Origin of the sequence: Bradyrhizobium sp. SZCCHNRI3052 (assembly GCF_032484895.1) — a bacterium.
Classification (GTDB): domain Bacteria; phylum Pseudomonadota; class Alphaproteobacteria; order Rhizobiales; family Xanthobacteraceae; genus Bradyrhizobium.
On record NZ_JAUETW010000007.1, the window covers coordinates 1 to 19,263 of the forward strand.

The 19,263-nt window shown below is 65.7% G+C and carries 12 protein-coding genes and 1 pseudogene; 10 read left to right on the plus strand and 3 right to left on the minus strand.

All coding sequences use genetic code 11. The features are described from left to right. From QW887_RS19520 to QW887_RS19535, 4 genes and pseudogenes are all read left to right on the plus strand, one after another. Positions 1–2,301, plus strand: a pseudogene (locus QW887_RS19520) (hypothetical protein); the annotation flags it as partial. Next, complete coding sequence (locus QW887_RS19525; RefSeq protein WP_315827302.1) at positions 2,301–5,567, plus strand: hypothetical protein; 3,267 nt, start codon at positions 2,301–2,303, stop codon at positions 5,565–5,567. The pseudogene QW887_RS19520 and the gene QW887_RS19525, both read left to right, overlap by 1 nt. Positions 5,568–5,587: 20 nt before the next feature. Then, entirely contained in the window at positions 5,588–6,865 is a 1,278-nt protein-coding gene (hemA, locus tag QW887_RS19530) for a 5-aminolevulinate synthase (RefSeq protein ID WP_315827292.1), read from the plus strand. 699 nt (positions 6,866–7,564) lie between these two features. Then, positions 7,565–9,280, plus strand: a complete 1,716-nt coding sequence (locus QW887_RS19535) for a tetratricopeptide repeat-containing glycosyltransferase family protein (protein WP_316194839.1) — start codon at positions 7,565–7,567, stop codon at positions 9,278–9,280. A gap of 12 nt (positions 9,281–9,292) precedes the next feature. Here QW887_RS19535 and QW887_RS19540 read toward each other — a convergent pair whose 3' ends face one another. From QW887_RS19540 to QW887_RS19550, 3 genes are read right to left on the minus strand one after another with little or no spacing between them, the layout of a single operon-like run. Beyond that, positions 9,293–10,327: a class II aldolase/adducin family protein gene (locus QW887_RS19540; RefSeq protein ID WP_316194840.1), complete on the minus strand. Its 1,035-nt coding sequence runs from the start codon at positions 10,325–10,327 to the stop codon at positions 9,293–9,295. A gap of 14 nt (positions 10,328–10,341) precedes the next feature. Next, positions 10,342–11,211 (minus strand): TIGR01459 family HAD-type hydrolase, encoded by an 870-nt coding sequence (locus tag QW887_RS19545; RefSeq protein ID WP_315718342.1) that lies wholly within the window; start codon positions 11,209–11,211, stop codon positions 10,342–10,344. Then, positions 11,208–12,482, minus strand: a complete 1,275-nt coding sequence (locus tag QW887_RS19550; protein WP_316194841.1) for an FGGY-family carbohydrate kinase — start codon at positions 12,480–12,482, stop codon at positions 11,208–11,210. The genes QW887_RS19545 and QW887_RS19550 overlap by 4 nt, the downstream gene beginning before the upstream one ends. Positions 12,483–12,662: 180 nt before the next feature. Between QW887_RS19550 and QW887_RS19555 the strand changes: the two genes are divergently transcribed. The 6 genes from QW887_RS19555 (at position 12,663) to QW887_RS19580 (ending at position 19,263) form a co-directional block, all read left to right on the plus strand. Beyond that, positions 12,663–13,652 (plus strand): sugar-binding transcriptional regulator, encoded by a 990-nt coding sequence (locus QW887_RS19555; RefSeq protein WP_316194932.1) that lies wholly within the window; start codon positions 12,663–12,665, stop codon positions 13,650–13,652. A 38-nt stretch (positions 13,653–13,690) separates the two neighbouring features. Continuing rightward, on the plus strand, positions 13,691–15,130 hold the full coding sequence (locus tag QW887_RS19560; protein WP_316194842.1) for an extracellular solute-binding protein: 1,440 nt from the start codon (positions 13,691–13,693) through the stop codon (positions 15,128–15,130). A gap of 102 nt (positions 15,131–15,232) precedes the next feature. Further along, positions 15,233–16,159: a carbohydrate ABC transporter permease gene (locus tag QW887_RS19565; RefSeq protein ID WP_410052226.1), complete on the plus strand. Its 927-nt coding sequence runs from the start codon at positions 15,233–15,235 to the stop codon at positions 16,157–16,159. A gap of 11 nt (positions 16,160–16,170) precedes the next feature. Further along, the gene (locus tag QW887_RS19570) at positions 16,171–17,028 is read left to right on the plus strand and encodes a carbohydrate ABC transporter permease (RefSeq protein ID WP_315718345.1); all 858 of its coding nucleotides are present in this window, start codon (positions 16,171–16,173) and stop codon (positions 17,026–17,028) included. 6 nt (positions 17,029–17,034) lie between these two features. Further along, positions 17,035–18,138 (plus strand): ABC transporter ATP-binding protein, encoded by a 1,104-nt coding sequence (locus QW887_RS19575; protein WP_315718346.1) that lies wholly within the window; start codon positions 17,035–17,037, stop codon positions 18,136–18,138. Between the two features lie 15 nt (positions 18,139–18,153). Next, positions 18,154–19,263: an ABC transporter ATP-binding protein gene (locus QW887_RS19580; RefSeq protein ID WP_315718400.1), complete on the plus strand. Its 1,110-nt coding sequence runs from the start codon at positions 18,154–18,156 to the stop codon at positions 19,261–19,263.

Consider the following 19,263-nt stretch of genomic DNA (forward strand, 5'->3'; position numbering starts at 1 on the left):
ATCCCGACCGGGACGCTGCAGTGCTCGAACTGCCACAGCAACACCGCGGCGAGCTTCGCGACCTACACCATGAACCATGCCGCGGTGGCGACGGCGCGCTGCGACAGCTGCCACAACGGCTCCTTCACCGGCCAGGGCACCAAGGGCGCCATGGGCACGGCGTCGTACCCGAACCACGTCGCCACCGGTGGCGCCGACTGCGTCAGCTGTCACAGCAAGGCGGCCAGCGGCGGATATGTGAGCTGGGGCGGCGCGGCGTTCACCCACTCTGCGGCCAACACCAATTGCTCCGCCTGCCACAATGGTTCGAGCGCGAAAGGCCTGACCACCCCGCCGCATATTCCGGTGACGGGCGTGCAGTGCTCAAACTGCCACAGCAACACGGCGGCGAGCTTCGCGACCTACACGATGAGCCATGCTGCCGTGCATGCCACGCGCTGCGACAGCTGTCACAACGGCTCGTATCGCAGCCAGGGCCGCAGAGGTGCGCAGGGGCCGGATCACAGCGCCAAGACGCAGGATTGCGGATGCTGCCACGTGCGCGCCGCCGCCAACTTCTCCACCTGGGACGACGACCCGCAGAAGCCGGCAGCAGGCTGCTCCACGACGGCGCGGTCGGTGGTTCCGGCTCAGGCCCCGGCCGTCAAGGCGGTGACGCCGGCCTCGACCGCCAACCGGACGATGACGGCAGCAACGAATCCCGATGCAGCACCCGGTACGAGCGCCGCACCGGCTGCATCTCAGGCCGCTGCTGCGGCCGGCGCTGCCGCCAAGCCCGCTGCGCCATCCAGTTCGACGCTCCTGTTCAGCAGCAAGCCGCTGGCGAACACGGCTGCGACGTCGACGGCCCCGACAGCGGGGTCCGAAGCAGGGGCCTCCGCCAGTTCGTCCGGTTCCTCCAAGCCCGACAGTTCGGTCAAAGCTGGCGGCGCGACGACGTCCGTGCCGCAACCGTTGAGCACGCCGTCCCGAATGACATCCGCGACATCACCACTCTCGCCGAACGATCCCCGCGGCAGGCTCTTGCCCCCGACCGATACTGGTAGCGACTCGCCGGAAGCAAAGAATGCCGGTCGGCTTCCGTCGCTGCTGCCGACGTTCAATCCAAGGGCAGGACTTGCCGGATCGAGCACCACGGAGGCCGGCTCCAGATTCAATCACATGACGGCGCAAGGGCCATGCGCATCCTGCCATAACGGAATGACCGCGCCTGGCAAGCCGCCGAAGCACGTCGCAACCGCTGCGCCATGTGAGACCTGTCACAAGAGCACGACGACGTTCAGCGGCGCCCGGTTCAGCCATACTGGAACGACGGCGGCCTGCGCGAGCTGTCACACCGGCATGGCCGCGACCGGCAAGCCGCCGAAGCACGTCGCAACCACTGCGCCGTGTGAGACCTGTCACAAGAGCACGACGACGTTCAGCGGCGCCCGGTTCAGCCACACCGGCACGACGGCGGCCTGCGCGAGCTGCCACAACGGCATGGCCGCGACGGGCAAGCCGCAGAAGCACGTCGCGACCAGCGCGCCGTGCGAGACCTGCCACAAGAGCACGACGACGTTCAGCGGCGCCCGGTTCAGCCACACCGGCACGATGGCGGCCTGCGCGAGCTGCCACAACGGCATGGCCGCGACGGGCAAGCCGCAGAAGCACGTCGCGACCAGCGCGCCGTGCGAGACCTGCCACAAGAGCACGACGACGTTCAGCGGCGCCCGGTTCAGCCACACCGGCACGATGGCGGCCTGCGCGAGCTGTCACAACGGCATGGCCGCGACCGGCAAGCCGCAGAAGCACGTCGCGACCAGCGCGCCATGCGAGAGCTGCCACAAGAACACCGTGTCGTTCTCGGGCGCGCGGATGGATCACACCAGCCTGACTGCGCCGTGCGCCAGCTGTCACAACGGCTCCAATGCCACCGGCAAGTCGCCGAAGCACTTCGTGACCAACGTCCCCTGCGAGAGCTGCCACCGGACGGTGAGCTGGAGCTCGGTCAATTACCGGCATATGTCGGCAAGCTATCCGAACCATAGCGCGGCCATTGGCTGCACCGCCTGCCACAGCGGCAATTCGCAAGCCGTCGTGTTCAAGTTCGCGGCCTACAAGCCCGACTGCGCCGCCTGCCACGCCAGTGATTTCCGCCCGCAGCAGCACGCCAAGCTCGTGAAGCCGGCGCCGATGGACTACACCGTCGCCGAGCTCAAGGACTGCACCGGCGCATGCCATATCTATGCTGACAAATCGCAAACCACCATCATCACCCGCCGCCAGCGGCAGCACCGGGTCAATGGAGGCGGCTGGTGATGCGCGGCTGCTTCGGACAAGCAGCGGCGGCGAGGTCGGCGGGATGGCTGATCAGTCTGCTGGCCGGCCTGCTCGCAATCCTGCTCGACGGAGCCTTTGGCGTTGCACCGGCCCAGCCGGTCATCGATCAGTTCGTCGCCAATGCAACTGCCACGACGATCGGAAACTGCAGCCTTCTGCGGGTCAACTTTCACGTTCGTGTCCGCTACACCGGGCATTTCCCGCTCGACCAGGGCAGCCAGCTCAGCGTCTCGCTGCAATTGGTCGATCGGGACGCAATCATGGCGCGCCGCCTGGTCAGGCGCGAAGGCGTGCGTGTCGACAACGCCCAGGGCTCCGGCATCCAGGACGTCTATCTGACGCTCGATCAGAACAGAGGACCAATCCTCGTCGTCCAGTTTGCCGGCGAGTTCACCTATCAGATCGTCCAATCCGGCAGCTTCGAGCAGGTGGCGATCGTGGTGGCCCGAAAGGGCCCGGTGTCGGCGTGCAAGGTGAAAGCCCTGGTGCCGAGCGTAGCCGCTCCGGATGCGCCGAAACCGGTTGCGATCCCCGGCGCGGCGGCGTCGGTCCGCAACGACAATCGCACGATGCAGCAGGCGTCCGCGGCGGACATCCGGTTTGCGGAGGCCTCGATGGACGAGGCTCGCGCGTCGATCAAGAAAGGCAATTTCAGCGCCGCGATCGATCTCCTGCGAAAGGTGCTGAAACTCCCCGAGAACGGCTCGAGCGCCGAGGCGCAGGAGCTGCTCGGCGTGGCGCGGCAGAAGGCCGGCCAGACCGCTGCCGCGCAGGCGGAGTATGAAGACTATCTGCGCCGCTATCCGAGCGGCGAGGGCGCCGAGCGGGTGAGGCAGCGGCTCGCTGCGCTTCTCACCGCGACCAGCAGTGCACCGGCGCGGCCGCGCGACATGTCTTCTGTCACGCCCGAGGGCGGAGACATGGGGACAGGCATGCCGACCAAGGCGGCAGGGCCGAACGGCGACACCCGCTGGTCGATGTCGGGCAGCCTCTCGACCACCTTCATCACGAACGACACGACCAGCGCCGTCAAGGACAGGGCGATTGCGCCGAACCCGAATGCGGATCCCGACGCGCACCGGGTGCATCAGAACACGCTGCTGACCAATTTCGACTTTCTCGGCACCGCCGACAACGATCGCATCAGGACCAAGTTCAGGCTGGCGTTCACCCATGAGCGCCAGTTCGATACCGGAAACGACAAATACGGCGTCTCGACCGCCCAGGTTGACTACACGCTGAAGGAGGCCGACGTGACGCTGCGCGTCGGACGGCAGTCCCGCAACACAGGCGGCGTGATCGGCCGCTTCGACGGCGCGGTGCTGAGCTGGCAGAAGAGCCCCGGGCTGCGCCTGAACGTGCTCGCGGGCTCGCCGAACTGGAGCCGTTTCGACGCACCGTTCAAGGATGGCAAGACGCTCTATGGCGCGAGCATCGATTTCGGCAAGATCCTCGGCGGCCTCGAGACCACGGTCTATCTGATCACGCAATACGACCGCAACATCGTCGACCGCCAGGCCATCGGAGCCGAATTCCGCTATTTCGACACCAACAAGTCGCTGCTCGGCCTGATCGACTACGACACGCATTTCCGCGCGCTCAATGCCGCCGTGTTCTCGGGAACCTATACGTTCGAGGACAAGTCGGTCGTCAACGCCTCGTTCGATTATCGAAGGGTGCCATTTCTCTCGACGTGGAATGCGCTGCAGGGGCAGCCGTTCCTCACGCTCTACGACATGATGAAGTTCAATACGGCCGGCGAGATCAGGCAGCTCGCGATCGACCGCACGCCGACGTTCCAGTCGGCGATGGTGAGCTATTCGCGGCCCCTGAACGAGACCTGGCAGGTCGCGGCCGATGCCACGGTGACCAATCTGACCGGCACGCTGCCCTCCGGGGGCGTCGACGGCACGCCGGCGAGCGGCCTCGAATATTATCTGTCGGCTCAACTGACCGGGAACGGCATCATCAAGCCGGGCGATCTGTTCATGGGCGCGCTGCGGTACGCGAGCCTGGCGGATTCGAAGTTCTACGTGCTCGATCTCGCCACGCGCTATCCGATCACGCCCGATCTCGCCATCAGCCCGCGGCTGCGGGCGGGGTACAGGTCCGGGACGAAGACCGACTTGAAGGAGTACACGATTCTGCCGTCGCTGCTGGTCAGCTATCTCTGGTCGAAGGAGATCAGCCTGGAAACGGAGATCGGCTACCGGTTCGTCGACAGCACGCTGGCCAACGTCAAGACGACGACCAAGGACTTGTTCGCGACGGTCACGTTGCGGCGCGATTTCAACGCCGACGGTGTCACGAAGTGCAACGCCTCGATTGTCAGTTGCGCCTGGGCCAGGCCTGCGGCGCTGCAGGGCGGCCAGGGGGCGGGCTCGGGCGATATGCCGCTGCGGTCGCGCGCGTCGATCCTGCCGTCCTACATGCTGGAGACCGGAGTGCGCTACTGGTTCAGCTCCGGGCAGAATCGATACCGCTATTTCGCCGATCAGGCTGCGACGCTTCAGGTCTCCCGGCTCGCCTATGGCGGCATGACCGGGCACAGCGGCGAGATGTTCTTCAGGGTCGATGCGCTCGACGGCCCGTTCACCAACATGTTTCTGAAGGGCTATTTCGGAGCGGGCAAGATCAGCTCGGGCACGCTCGTCGACGAGGACTTTGCGCCCTTCGTCAATCCGTCGTCCAAGACCGTCAGCAGCGTGGGCGGGCGGCTGCAATACGCAAATCTCGATGTCGGTTTCAACCTGCTGGAGACGGACCGCTTCCGGCTCGGCGCCTTCGTCGGCTATCAATATTGGACAGAAACGGTCGACGCGCGGGGCTGCACCCAGGTGGGTGGCAATCCGACGATCTGCAGTCCGGCGCTTGGGGCAGGCGTGAAGGTTGTGACCGAGCAGGATCGCTGGCATAGCGGACGGGCCGGTGTCTCACTCGACACGCGGCTGTCGGACCGGCTGAGCTGGCAGGCGGAGGCCGCCTATGTCTGGACTTCGCAGAATGCGATCGACACGCACTATTTCACCTTCGGGCGCGATCCCGCCTCGGGACAAGGATCCGGATTCCAGGCCGAGACCGTGCTGAACTACCAGTTGACCGACAATTTCCGCATCGGCATCGGTGGGCGCTGGTGGCATCTCAGCACCAATGCGGTCGATTCGTTCAATCAGGTGCTGCGATATACGACGGAGCGTTATGGCGTGTTTCTCCAGGGCTCCTACCAGTTCAATCGGGCAAGATAGTCTGCTGGAGTCGTCCAATCATGAACTACCAGATGCGGCCGTTCGGCCTTCTCCCTGAATATGACGCGATGTTCCGCGGTGCATTGGATCGACTGCATCAGGAACGGCGCTACCGTGTCTTTGCGGACCTCGAACGCCTGGCGGGGCGCTATCCGTATGCGATCTGGCATTCGGAGGAAGGCAAGCGTGAGGTCGTGATCTGGTGCTCCAACGACTATCTGGGCATGAGCCAGCACCCGAATGTCATAGGAGCCATGATCGATGCCGCAGCGCGCATGGGCACAGGCGCGGGCGGCACCCGTAACATCGCGGGAACGAACCATCCGCTCGTCGCCCTCGAGCAGGAGCTGGCTGATCTCCACGGCAAGGAAGCCGCGCTGGTGTTTACCTCCGGCTACGTCTCCAACGAGGCGGGGATATCGACGATCGCCAAGCTGCTGCCTGGGTGTTTGCTGCTTTCCGACGAGCTGAACCACAACTCCATGATCGAGGGGGTTCGCAAGGCCGGTGCTGAGAAGCAGATCTGGCAGCACAATGATCCTGAGCATCTCGAACGGCTGCTGCGGGCGGCAGATCCCGAAAGGCCCAAGCTCATCGTGTGCGAGAGCCTGTACTCGATGGACGGGGATGTCGCGCCTCTGCATCGAATTTGTGACTTGGCCGAGCGCTACGGCGCTCTGACCTATGTCGACGAGGTGCACGCGGTCGGGATGTATGGCCCGCGCGGCGGCGGCATAGCTGAGCGCGACGGGGTCATGGAAAGGATCGACATTGTTGAGGGTACGCTGGCAAAGGCCTATGGCTGTCTCGGCGGCTATCTTGCGGCTGGGGCGAACCTGATCGATGCGGTGCGCTCCTACGCCCCCGGTTTCATCTTCACGACGGCATTGCCGCCTCCGGTCTGCGCAGCCGCGACCGCTGCAATCCGGCATCTGAAAGCCTCGACAGCGGAGCGCGTCCGGCATCAGGATCGCGCAGCGCGATTAAAGTCGGTCCTGACGGCAGCAGACCTGCCGGTGATGCCGAGCGAGAGCCATATCGTGCCGGTGCATGTCGGCGATCCCGAGAAGTGCAGGGCGGCTTCGGACCTGCTGATGTCGGAGCATGGCATCTACATCCAGCCGATCAATTACCCCACTGTCCGGCGAGGACTGGAACGCCTGCGTCTTACCCCGACGCCCTATCACGACGACGCGCTCATGGACCAACTGGTCCATGCGATGATGAAGGTGTGGGACAGACTCCATCTCTGTTACCGCCGGGAGAGCGGTCTCACGCGTGGGCATGAAGCGCCATAGCGCTGCCGGCGAAAGATTGGATCAGAAATCGGCGTCCGGCCGGTGTGCGGAAAGGCGGTCGTGCTTCAGCCACTGAACGAACGCACGTGTTCTCCCTCTCCGAGCGCACCATCCAACCTCTCCCTCCTTTCCAGTCCGTTTCCGATCTGTGTGCGGATGGCCGTGTCCAGCGACGAGCCCGAGCTGTCCGACGGCCCATGTCAGGCATCCGGCCGGATCAGCGCCAGGCCCGAGTCCGGATCGTGAAACTTGCGCAGATGCGCCGGCGTTTCGCTGATGATGATCTCGAGGGTCGGGCGGATGGCCCGACCTCATATAGGCGTAACCACCGAAGAAGTCCTCACCCTTGTCCTGCACGCCGATTTGATCGTGCCCGCGATGGTTGCGCTGAATTTGACTTCCACGAAGTGGTCATCGGATCGTTGTCTTCCGCGCAATTATGCTAGGGAATGCAGCCAGAATCGGAGCGGCCCTCACCACAGCCGGAGATAGAATTGCGGCTGTCAGCCTGAATGAGAATCAACTACTTTAACGACGCAACCTGGACCATATGCAGCAATGAACCGTCGCGAGCGCCGAGCTTCACCCGCTAAAGTGAAGCTCCAACCTGTCAAGCCCGATGGTGCCGCGCTCTTCTATGACGCTGCTTTGCGCGATGTCGCCGATGGCCGACATGCGGATGCCGAACGGTGTTGCCATATGGCGCTTGCGATCGACGGAGGGCATGCGCCGACCCTCAACTTGCTGGGCATCCTTGCCCTGCAGGGGCAGCAGTATGAAGCTGCATTGCAGTGGGTATCCCGCGCGCTCCAGCAGGATGTTCAGCCGCAGTACTTCCTGAGTCTTGGCACGGTGCTGCAGGTCTTGGGACGCTCGGATGAGGTGCTGAAGGTCGTCGACAAGGCGACGGCGCTCGGTCTCGAAAGCGCCGATCTGTGGATGCTGAGGGGGAATGCCCTCGTCAACCTGCAGCAGCTCGCCGACGCCGTGTCGAGCTTCCAACGTGTGCTGGAGCTGAATTCCAGGCATTGGGATGCCGCCAACCAGTGCGGCATCACGCTTCAACGGCTGGGGCGGATCGACGACGCGCTTACCTATCTCGATCTGAGCGACGTCTTGCGGCCCAACCATGTCCCGACACTCTTGATGCGTGGCGCGCTTCTGAACGGCTTGAAGCGCTTCGACGAGGCCCTGACGATCTGCCAGCGAGCTCACGCCATCGAACCGGAAAACTCCGACATCTGTGTCAAGACCGGCATCGTGTTGCGGACGATGTGCCGAGACGAGGACGCGTTGGAATGGTTCGAGCGAGCCCTGGCTCTGCAGCCGGGTTCAAGGGATGCGCTGCACGACAAGGCCTCCGTGCTGACGAAGCTCCGTCGGTTCGACGAGGCGTTCGAGATCTACAGGCAGTTGAAGGGGGCCGATCCGAGAGACGCGCTGGCCGATCTTGGAACGGCTCATTTGAACCTGTTGTTGGGAAATCTCGACGTGGGCTGGTCTGGCCGGGAGGCCCGTTGGAGCCTGCCGAGCTCTTATCCGCGCTTCCGGCGACCCATGTGGCTCGGCCAGGATAGCATCGCGGGACAAACCATCGTCATTGCCGCCGATGAAGGACTGGGCGATACGATCCAGTTTGTCCGCTACGTGCCGATGGTCGCAGCGTTGGGCGCGCGCGTCATCCTTGCCGTTCAAAAGCCGTTGCTTCCACTGTTGTCGAACATGCCAGGCATTTCGCAATGTATTCCGGTCTCGGAGGCCGCCGACCTTGCGGGGGTGGATGTCCATTGTCCGATCATGAGCCTGCCGTTTGCCTTTCGGACGACACTGGCCACGATTCCAGCGGCGGTGTCCTATTTGCCGGCGCCTGATCCGGATCGGATCCAACTCTGGCAGGAGCGCCTTGGCACGCCCGAGAAATTGCGCGTCGGCCTGGTCTGGTCAGGCAACCCCAATCATCTCGACGACCACAATCGCTCCATCCCGTTGCGCACGTTGTCCCGCCTGCTCGGCGCGGATGCGGCGTTTGTCAGCCTGCAGAAGGAGCCGAAGGCCGAAGACAAGGCCGTGCTCCAGGAGACGAGCGGGATCGTGGACTTGACGGGTCAACTTGCCGATTTCGCCGATACCGCCGCGCTGATCTCATGTCTGGATCTCGTGATCACGGTCGATACCAGTGTCGCTCATCTCGCCGGCGCGCTTGGCTGTCCGACCTGGACGCTTCTGTCGTACACGCCGGACTATCGCTGGCTGCTCGATCGGGACGACAGCGTCTGGTATCCGCGCATGCGCCTGTTCCGTCAGCGCGAAAGGCGCGATTGGGGCGAAGTCATCGATCAGGTCGGAGATGCGCTTCACGAACTGGTTGGGGCGAGGGCGCCGTCCCCGCCGGTCTCGAGCGATGAGATCGCGTGATCCGTCGCCGCTTCAATTCGACGGCTGGCGGCTTGCCGTCAGCTGCTGCCGGTAGCGTTCGGCGTCCCAGTTGAGCAGCAACTGCTCGTGCTGAGACGAGAGATAGCCGATATCGGCCGATAGCGGCAGGCGGCTGGTCACGAGCGCGAGGCAGCTCAGCATGGCCTCGGCGCCCGGGCTGGCGTCGCTGCGGATGATGGCGCCGAGACCCGGCGCGAGGGCCGCGACGGGCGCGGGCAGGCGGCTCGCGTCCGCCCGTGCGAGCAGCGTGGCGAGGCCGCCGGCGCTCTCGATCGTCGGCAGGCCCGGGCCGAGAAACACGACGTGGTCCGGATACAACGAGCCGCCGGTCGCGATGGCGCGGCTGAACGGATCGGTGGCGATGCCGTGGCTACCGGCATCGTGCGGCAGGCGATAGGCGGTGCCGGCGCACAGACGGCGCAAGGCCGCGGCGTCGGCAGCGGGCGCCGGGCGCACCGGCAGCGCCAGCCTGCGCTCGACGTCATGGACCAGCGCCTCGGCCTGATCGCAGCTTTCGGCGCCGACGACGAGGCCGTGATTGCCGAGGATCAGCACGTCGATGCAGTCGCGCGCGACGATGGTGATCACTGCGCGCGCCAGCGGCAGTCCGGGATGAAAGTAGTCGAGATGACGCCAGGCGAGCCCGTCCAGCCGCGCCGCAAATTCATCGCGCGCATCGCGCCGCGCCGCCCAGGCGATGGTGTTGACGGCATGCACGTGCAGCACGACCCGGTGCGGCAGCAGCGCATGCAGCGCGGTCTCGATCGAGGCGCGCAGGGGGCCGGGAGCGGCCAGCGGAATGCGCTCGTCATCAGCGGCGAGCGCATCGCGCGCCGCAGGCAGGAGAACAGGCACGAAGATGTCGTTCGCGTCGGCGTCGGCAAGCCAGGTGCCGGACGCCTTCACCCACAGCACATCATCCTGCTTGAGCGAGGAGTTGCCGCCGGCGCCTTGCACCAGCTCGATGTTGCGGCCGACCCGCGCCGACATCCGGCGCAAATCATCAAGCTCGGCAGGCTCGCGCATTTCGCGTCTCCTTCTCACCACACCAGGTGCTGCATCGTCCAATTCGGCATGCGGCCGGGCGAAGCTGCGAGCTTGCGCGTTGCCGCAGCGAGGTCGGGCGCACCGGCCAGCGTCGTGCGATGCACGCCATCGCCGAGCAGCAGGCTTTGCAGGCCTGCAGCGCGGGCGCCGGCGACGTCATGGTCGAGCGAGTCGCCGATCATCAGCACGCGGTGCGGGTCCGGATCGCCGAGCTGCTCCAGCGCCGCCGCGAAGATCGGCGCATGCGGCTTGCCGACGAAGCTCACCGGGCCGCCGAGCCACTCATAGGCGCGCGCCAGCGTGCCGGGCGCCGGCACGAGGCCGGCCGCACCGAACATCATCAGGTCGGGATTGGCGCAGATCATCGGCACGCCCCGCGCGGCCGCGCCGGTGAATCGATCGCGCCAAAGGTCGGGCTCGGCGAGGTCGTCATCGAGGCCGCCGAGCAGGATGAAGTCGGCGTCACGCATATCCGTCACGAGGACGAGGTCGAGCCCGTCGATCAGCGAGCAATCGCCGCCCCGGGTGATCAGGAAGCAGGCATTGCCACAATCGGTGAAGGGTTCGCGGGTGCGGTCGCGCAGGCCGGTCCATGTCACCTCGCCCGAGGTGAGAATGCCGTCATAGGTCGAGCGCGGCAGGCCGAGCCGGGCGAGGCGCTCGGCATTGGCGCTTGCGCGCTTGCCGGAGTTCGACAGCACCAGGATATGCTTGCCGGCCTCGCGCAGCCGCAGGACGCAGTCGTGCGCGGCCGGAAGCACCGTCCTGCCGTCATGTAACGTGCCCCATTGGTCGAGCAGGACGTGATCGAACCGGTCGGCAATGGCGGACAGGCCGCTGATCTCGCACGCCGCCGCCGTCATCGTGGCGGTCCCTGCAGCGCCAGCAGCGCGGTGCCGTAGCTCGCTTCGGTCTGCGCGGCGACGCTGACAGGCACGCCGACGATGCGCCGGCGGATATCGGTCCAGGCATCATTTCGGGCGCCGCCGCCGATGCTGATCACCCGCCGTAGCGCCGGCGCGCCGAGCGCGTGCAGGCGCTGATAGGCCAGCGCCTCGACGCTTGCGATGCCTTCGAGCAGCGCCTGGAAGAAGCGATGATCCTCGACCGGACGTGGCTGGATCCGCGGCGCCAGCGCGGGATCCGCGATCGGAAAACGTTCGCCGGGTTTGGGCAGCGGATAGTAGTCGAGCCCGGTCGGCTCGTCGGGGCGGAGCAACGGCGTCATGCGGTCCATGTCGGCGGCGGTGAAATGCGCAAGCAGCGCGGCGCCACCGGAGTTCGATGCGCCGCCGGCGAGCCATTTGTCGCCGAGACGATGCGAGTACACGCCCTGATCGGCGGCGAAGATCGGCTGCGTCGCGATCAGCTTCACCACCAGCGTGGTGCCGAGCGAGGTCACCGCATCGCCCGGCGCATCGGCGCCGGTGGCGATGAAGGCGGCGACGCCGTCGGTGGTGCCGGCGACGATGCGCGCCGACGGCGACAGACCGAGCGCGCGCGCGGTCGACGGATCGATATCGGCGAATGGCGTGCCCGGCACGAGAACGCTCGGCAGGACGTCGCGGGGAACGCCGAGCTGATCGATCCAGCGCGGCCATTCGCGCCTGACGGGGTCATAGCCAAGCTTCAGGGCGTTGTTCTCATCGCTGACGCCGTGATGGCCGGCGAGGCGTCCGGCGATCCAGTCGGCCTGGTGCACGGCTTGCCGCGCGCCGCTCGTGGAGGCGAGCAGATGCAACAGCTTGGCGAGCGGGCTGCTCGTGCCATGCGCACCGCTCTCGGGCGGCGCGATTGCGGCGATGCGCCTGGCCTCGTCGACGGCGCGGGCATCATTGTACATCAGGCCGAGCGAGCGGGGCCGCCCGTCGGCGTCGATCAGCAGCAAGGTGCCGGAGGTGCCGTCGACCGCAATGCGCGCGACGGCGCCGAGATTGACGATCCTGCCGAGCTTGTCGAGCGCCGCGACCGTCGCCTGCCACCACAGCTCGGGATCCTGGTCGATGGCGTTGCCGTCCTGACGCGGCGCGACCAGCGGAACGGAGGCTGCGCCCTTGATCTCGCCGCTGATATCGACGACGCAGGCGCGCACACCGCTCGTGCCCACGTCGATGCCGACAAACAACTCCGTCATGCGACCTCATCCCGTTGTGTGCCGGCGAGCATGGCTGTGCTCGCCCGGCGCGTCATCCCTGACGCGCTGCAGCACGTTTGGGGGATTGACGGCCGGACCGGCGTCTGCAATTTTTTGCAAGGTGTGAAGAATTTTGCAAGCGGGCATTCAGGCGTGACGACAGCTTCCGACAGGGCGCCCATGGTGGACGGCGAGGCCTCGCTCGCGACGCGCGCCGCCTGGCTGTATTTCGCGGCCGGGCTGACGCAGTCGGAGGTCGCCGACCGCCTCAACATCCAGAGCACCAAGGCGCATCGCCTGATCGCGCGGGCCAGCCGCGAGGGCATGATCCGTGTCTTCGTCGAGGGTCCCGTCGCCGAATGCGTCGCACTCGAGAACGTGCTGGCCGAACGCTACGGGCTCGACTTCTGCCGTGTTGCGCCGGATCTCGGCGAGGGCGATCTGCCACTGAAGGCGCTCGCGCTGGAGGGTGCGAGCTTCCTGCGCCAGGTGCTGGAGCGCGGCGACGACAAGATCATCGGCGTCGGCCACGGTCGCACGCTTGCGGCGGTGGTGGCGCAACTGCCGCAGACGCCGGCGCGCGACGTGCAGTTCGTGTCGCTGCTCGGCGGCCTGACGCGCAAATTCGCCGCCAACCCGTTCGATGTGATCCATCGCCTGGCCGAGCGCACCGGCGCCGAAGCCTATCTGCTGCCGGTGCCGGTGTTCGCCAACTCCGTCGCCGATCGCCGCGTGCTGATGCAGCAGTTCGGCATATCGGACGTGTTCGCGCTGGCGCAGCGGGCGTCGCTGCTGTTCGTCGGCATCGGCCAGATCCATGCCGACGGCTTCCTGGTGTCGAGCGGCATGATCAAGCCGGATGAGGTCGTCGAGCTGAAGCGCGCCGGCGCCTGCGCCGATCTGCTCGGGCATTTCTTCAACGCCCAGGGCGAGCTGCTCGATCTCGATCTTTCAGCGCGCGCCACCTCGATGGCCGCTGCCGATCTGAAGAAACACCGCATCGTCGCCATCGGCGGCGGCGAGGCAAAGATCACGGCCCTGCGCGCGGTGCTGCGCAGCGGCTTCCTGAACGGTCTCATCATCGATGAGGTAACCGCTCAGGCATTGGCGACCGACAAGCCGGAGAAAACATCCGGCAACTCCAAGAACAAGAGTCGGAAGGGCAGGTAACGCGAACACGTCTCTACAAAAAACAAAGGGAGGGTTGAATGTACGATCGTGAGAAGAATCTCTTTGCGGCCTATGCCGGCAAGCGCATCAGCCGGCGTGATCTGCTCGACGGCGCTGCCAAGCTCGGCATCGCCGGTGTCGCCGCCAATGCCGCCTTTGCCTCAGCGATGTCGAGGGCGATGGCCGCTGACTTCAACTGGAAGGCCCATAGCGGCAAGACCGTCAAGCTGCTCTTGAACAAGCATCCTTACGTCGATGCGATGATCGGCGACATCGAGGCGTTCAAGAGCCTCACCGGCATGAACGTCACCTACGACATCTTCCCGGAGGACGTCTATTTCGACAAGGTGACGGCGGCGCTGTCGTCGAAGTCCGATCAGTACGACGCCTTCATGACCGGCGCCTACATGACCTGGACCTACGGTCCGGCCGGCTGGATCGAGGACCTCAACGCCTACATCAAGGATCCGGCCAAGACCAATCCGGCCTTCGCCTGGGACGATGTGCTGCCGGGCCTGCGCTCCTCCACCGCCTGGGACGGCGTCGCCGGCTCCGAGCTCGGCTCCGGCAAGGCCAAGCAGTGGTGCATCCCGTGGGGCTACGAGCTCAACAACATCACCTATAACCGCAAGATCTTCGACAAGGTCGGCGTCAAGCCGCCCACCAATCTCGACGACATGCTGGAGGTCGCGGCCAAGATCACCAAGGACGCTGGCGGCCCCTATGGCGTCGGCGTGCGCGGTTCGCGCTCGTGGGCGACCATCCATCCGGGCTTCCTCTCGGCCTACGCCAATTTCGGCCAGAAGGATTTCGTGATGGAAGGCGGCAAGCTGAAGGCCGCGATGAACACCAAGGCCTCCAAGGACTTCCACGAGAAATGGGTCAAGATGATCCAGGGGTCGGGTCCGAAGAACTGGTCGACCTACACCTGGTATCAGGTCGGCACGGACCTCGGCGCCGGCGCCTCCGGCATGATCTTCGACGCCGACATTCTCGGCTACTTCATGAACGGCGGCGAGAACAAGGAGCGCGGCAATCTCGGCTACGCGCCGTTCGCGGCCAATCCGGCCGCGAAGGCACCGACGCCGAACGTCTGGATCTGGTCGCTGGCGATGTCGAGCTTCTCCAAGCAGAAGGATGCGGCCTGGACCTTCATGCAGTGGGCGGCCTCCGTCGAGCACGATCTGTTCGGTGCCCGCAAGATGGATTTCGTCAATCCGGTCCGCGCCTCCGTGTGGAAGGACGGCGAATTCCGCGACCGCATCGCCAAGTCCTATCCTGGCTATCTCGAGCAGCATGACCTCTCGGCGCCCGGTGCGAAGATCTACTTCACGGCGCAGCCGCTGTTCTTCGACCTCACGACGGAGTGGGCGGCCTCGCTGCAGAAGATGGTGGCCAAGGAGATCGGCGTCGATGAGGGCCTCGACAAGCTTGCCGAGAGCATCAATCGTCAGCTGAAGCAGGCCGGCCTCGGCTGAGGCCGCGCCGCATCTCCCATGACCGCCTGCCGGCCCGGACGCTCCCCACAAGCGTCCGGGTCGGCCCCATCCCGCGCTGATGTGATCACGCCTGTCATGAGCATGGCCCAACTTGTCGAGACCAAGGCGACGGCGCGCCGCACGAAACGCTGGCGCGGCCGGCTGCTGCCGTATCTGCTGAGCCTGCCGGCGCTGCTGGTCTGCATCGCCATCCTGGTGCCGTTCGTGACCGCTGCGGTCTATTCATTGCAGCGCTACCGGCTCAATCTGCCGTATCTGCGCGGCTTCATCGGCATCGACAACTATATCGACTTCCTGTCCGATCCGGCGTTCTGGAACACGCTGCGCATCTCGCTGGTCTATACCGCGGTGACCGTCATCGCCGAGCTGCTGCTCGGCCTCGGCATCGCGCTGCTGCTGCGGCGGCCGACGCGCTTCCACAATGCCGTGTCGATCATGCTGCTGCTGCCGCTGATGACGGCCCCGGCGATCGCAGCCCTGATGTGGAAGCTGATGACCAATCCGAGCTTCGGCATCCTGTCCTATCTGGTCGGGCTGCTCGGCGTGCACGACTTCAAATGGGCGTCCGATCCGTCGACCGCGCTGTTCACCGTCGTGCTGGTCGACGTCTGGGTCTACACGCCGTTCATCATGATCCTGCTCCTGGCTGGCCTGCGCTCGCTGCCGCGGCAGCCGTTCGAAGCGGCGGCGCTCGACGGCGTGCCGGCGAGCTTCGTCTTCTTCCGCATCACCCTGCCGATGCTCGCGCCCTACATCATCACCGCCTCGCTGTTCCGGCTGCTCGATTCGATCCAGCAGTTCGACATCGTCTATGCGATGACGCAAGGCGGCCCCGGCGACCGGCTGATGGTGTTCCAGGTCCAGGCCTATCTCGAGTTCTTCCAGTACACCAATGTCGGACGCTCGGCGGCGCTGCTGATGATCCTGTGGCTGATCACCAACATCCTGTCCAACATCTTCATAAAGAACTGGCTCCGGTTGCGCGAACGCGCCCACGGCCACGCCTGAGGAGAGAGGTCATGGATCACTCCAGTCTGGCAGGGCGCATCTTCCGCGGCATCGCGCTGGCGTTGGTGCTTCTGTTCTTCATGTTTCCGATCGTCTGGATCCTCCTGATGTCGTTCCAGACCAATGAGCAGATCCTGCGCATCCCGCCGCGCATCCTGTTCGAGCCGACGTTCGCCAATTATGAGGCGCTGATCTCGGGCCAGCTCAAGACCGCCGCCGGCAATCTGCAGCTCACCTTCATGCGCAATCTGATGAACAGCTTCGTGCTGTCGAGCGCGTCGGTGATCCTGGCGCTGCTGCTCGGCGTCCCCGCGGCCTATGCGTTCGCGCGCTTCAAGTTCCGGCTCGGCGAGACCATCGCCTTCACGCTGCTGTCGTTCCGCTTCGCGCCGCCGCTCCTGGTGCTGCTTCCGCTGTCGCTGTACTACCAGCAGCTTGGCCTCAACGACACCTATTTTGGCATCGTCTGGGTCTACCAGCTGATCGCGCTGCCGCTGATCCTGTGGATCGTGCGCGGCTATTTCGAGGACATCAGTCCCGACATCGAGCACGCCTACCGGCTCGCGGGGCATTCCTGGCGCGAGGCGTTCACCCGCATTGCCGTGCCGCTGGCCGGGCCCGGCATCGCCGCGGCGGGCCTGCTGTCCTTCATCTTCTGCTGGAACAACTTCGTCTTTGCGCTGATCCTGGCCTCGGCCGACAAGCAGCCGGTAACGGTCGGCGCATTGGCCTTCGTGACGGCGTCCGGTATCCAATACGGCCAGATCGCCGCCGCGATCGTGCTGTCGGTCACCCCGACATTGCTGCTCGCGCTCTATGCGCAGCGCTATCTGGTCGAAGGTCTCTCGCTCGGTGCAGTGAAGGGTTGAGGATACATGGCGCGTCTCGAACTCCAATCGGTCGACAAGAGCTTCGGCGCGGCAAGCTGCGCCAAGGGCGTGTCGCTGACGGTCGAGCCCGGCGAGATCGTCGCGGTGTTCGGCCCGTCCGGCAGCGGCAAGACCGTGCTGCTGCGGATGATTGCCGGCATGTTCGAGCCTGACGGCGGCGACATCCTGGTCGGCGGCCGCTCGATCGTCGACGCGCCGCCGGAGCAGCGCGGCATCGGCATGGCGTTCCAGAATTTTGCCCTGTTTCCGCACATGAGCGCGCGCGACAACATCGCCAGCGGGCTGCGCGCGACGGGCGCGGCCGACATTGCGGCCAAGGTTGCGGCAATGAGCCGGCTGTTGAAGATCGAGCACGTGCTCGGCCACAAGCCTCGTGAACTGTCCAACGGCCAGAAGCAGCGCACCGCGCTGGCGCGCGCGCTGATCGGCAATCCCGGGGTGCTGTTGCTCGACGATCCCTTGCGCAACGTCGATGCCAAGCTGCGCTATGAGATGCGGTTGGAGCTGCCGAGCCTGCTGCGCAGGAGCTCTGCGGCGGTGCTCTACGTGACGCAGGATTATCGTGAGGCGATGGCAATCGCCGATCGCATTGCCGTGCTGATCAATGGCCGCCTGGTGCAGGTGGCGCGTCCGGAGGAGATCTATGCGAGGCCGGCGTCGGTCGCCGTGGCCCGGCTGTTCGGCGATCCCAGCATCAATCTTGCCGAGGTCACGCCGGTGGCGGAGCAGGGGCGGCTGACCGCATCTGTTGCCGGGACGCTGATCCGGCTCGATGCGGACGGCGTGCCGTCCAATATGCGTGAGCGTTGCTGGCTTGGCGTCCGGCCCGACGATGTCGTGGTGACGCGTGATGGCGGCGAGGGTGTGATCCCGGCGCGGATCGTCGCGGTCACGCCGATCCACGAGCGCGCCGTGGTGCTGCTGCGCTTCGCCGACGGATCCGAGTGGCTGGCGGCGCAGGCGCCCGAGGCGCTGGAGGCGCATGCCGACGAGGACGTGTTCGTGCGGTTCGCGCCGGAAGCGGCGCTGCTGTTCGACCACGCCACGGGCGAGCGCATCGGCCTAGCGCCGCGGCGGCAGGCGGCGTGAGGATCGGGGATGGGCATGCTCGAAATCCGCAACGTCGACAAGGTCTATCACAGCCGGGGCAAGCCGCCGGTTCATGCCGTGCGCGCGCTCGATATGGAGGTGAAGGCCGGCGAGATCGTCGCGCTGCTCGGCTCTTCCGGCTGCGGCAAGACCTCGACGCTGCGCATGATCGCCGGCTTCGAGAGCGTCAGTTCAGGGTCGATCGCGCTGGCGCAGCGGACGATCCATGATCTGGCGCCGGCGAAGCGCAAGGTGGCGATGGCGTTCGAAGGCTATTCGTTGTACCCGCCGCTCACGGTGCGTGAGAACATTGCGTTCGCGCTGAAGGCGCGGCAATTGTCGCGCGCCGAGATCGCGCAACGCGTTGTCAGCATTGCCCGCCTGGTGGAGATCGAGGACATTCTCGATCATCATCCCCACGCGCTTTCCGGCGGACAGCAGCAGCGGGTGTCGCTGGCCCGAGCGCTGGTGCGTGATGCCGACCTCTATCTGCTCGACGAGCCGATGGGTCAACTGGAGCCGCAGCTGCGTGCCGTGCTGCGCGGCCGCATCAAGGGTCTGCTCGCCGAGCGCGGCATGACGGCGATCTTCGTCACCCATGACCAGACCGAGGCGAGCGCACTTGCCGATCGCATCGCCGTCATGGAAGACGGCGTGCTTCAGCAGTTCGCCAGCGAGCGGGAGCTGAAGAACCGCCCGGCCAATCTGTTCGTCGCGAGCTTCATTGGCGAGCCGCCGATGAACCTGATGGAGGCTGTGGTGACGCAGGAGGAAGGCGGGTTCCGCCTGTCTGTGGGCTCCGATGTTGCCTTTCACATCCCCGGGCAGACGTTGGACGCGGCGGGACAGCAGACGCTGGTGCGGGCCGATCGGATCAAGGTCGGCATCCGGCCGCAGCGGATCGCGATCGGCAGCGGCGAGGCGCGGCTGCGCGTGGTCTCCAACCAGTGGCTCGGCGATCAGTCGCATATTGCGGGCGAGTGCGCCGGTCATCTGCTGGTCGGCGTGACATCCAGCAAGGTCGCGGCGCGACCGGGCGACGTCGTGCCCTGCGCGCTGGAGTCACGCCATCTCCATATTTTCGGCGCCGACGGCGTTTGCGTCCGCCACGCGGAGGCGCGCTGA

Excerpts from the sequence above, each read along its gene's own strand:
- QW887_RS19525 (WP_315827302.1), top strand. The coding sequence starts at position 2,301 with ATGCGCGGCTGCTTCGGACAAGCAGCGGCGGCGAGGTCGGCGGGATGG.
- hemA (WP_315827292.1), top strand. The coding sequence starts at position 5,588 with ATGAACTACCAGATGCGGCCGTTCGGCCTTCTCCCTGAATATGACGCG.
- QW887_RS19535 (WP_316194839.1), top strand. The coding sequence starts at position 7,565 with ATGGCGCTTGCGATCGACGGAGGGCATGCGCCGACCCTCAACTTGCTG.
- QW887_RS19540 (WP_316194840.1), bottom strand. The coding sequence starts at position 10,327 with ATGCGCGAGCCTGCCGAGCTTGATGATTTGCGCCGGATGTCGGCGCGG.
- QW887_RS19545 (WP_315718342.1), bottom strand. The coding sequence starts at position 11,211 with ATGACGGCGGCGGCGTGCGAGATCAGCGGCCTGTCCGCCATTGCCGAC.
- QW887_RS19550 (WP_316194841.1), bottom strand. The coding sequence starts at position 12,482 with ATGACGGAGTTGTTTGTCGGCATCGACGTGGGCACGAGCGGTGTGCGC.
- QW887_RS19555 (WP_316194932.1), top strand. The coding sequence starts at position 12,663 with ATGGTGGACGGCGAGGCCTCGCTCGCGACGCGCGCCGCCTGGCTGTAT.
- QW887_RS19560 (WP_316194842.1), top strand. The coding sequence starts at position 13,691 with ATGTACGATCGTGAGAAGAATCTCTTTGCGGCCTATGCCGGCAAGCGC.
- QW887_RS19565 (WP_410052226.1), top strand. The coding sequence starts at position 15,233 with ATGGCCCAACTTGTCGAGACCAAGGCGACGGCGCGCCGCACGAAACGC.
- QW887_RS19570 (WP_315718345.1), top strand. The coding sequence starts at position 16,171 with ATGGATCACTCCAGTCTGGCAGGGCGCATCTTCCGCGGCATCGCGCTG.
- QW887_RS19575 (WP_315718346.1), top strand. The coding sequence starts at position 17,035 with ATGGCGCGTCTCGAACTCCAATCGGTCGACAAGAGCTTCGGCGCGGCA.
- QW887_RS19580 (WP_315718400.1), top strand. The coding sequence starts at position 18,154 with ATGCTCGAAATCCGCAACGTCGACAAGGTCTATCACAGCCGGGGCAAG.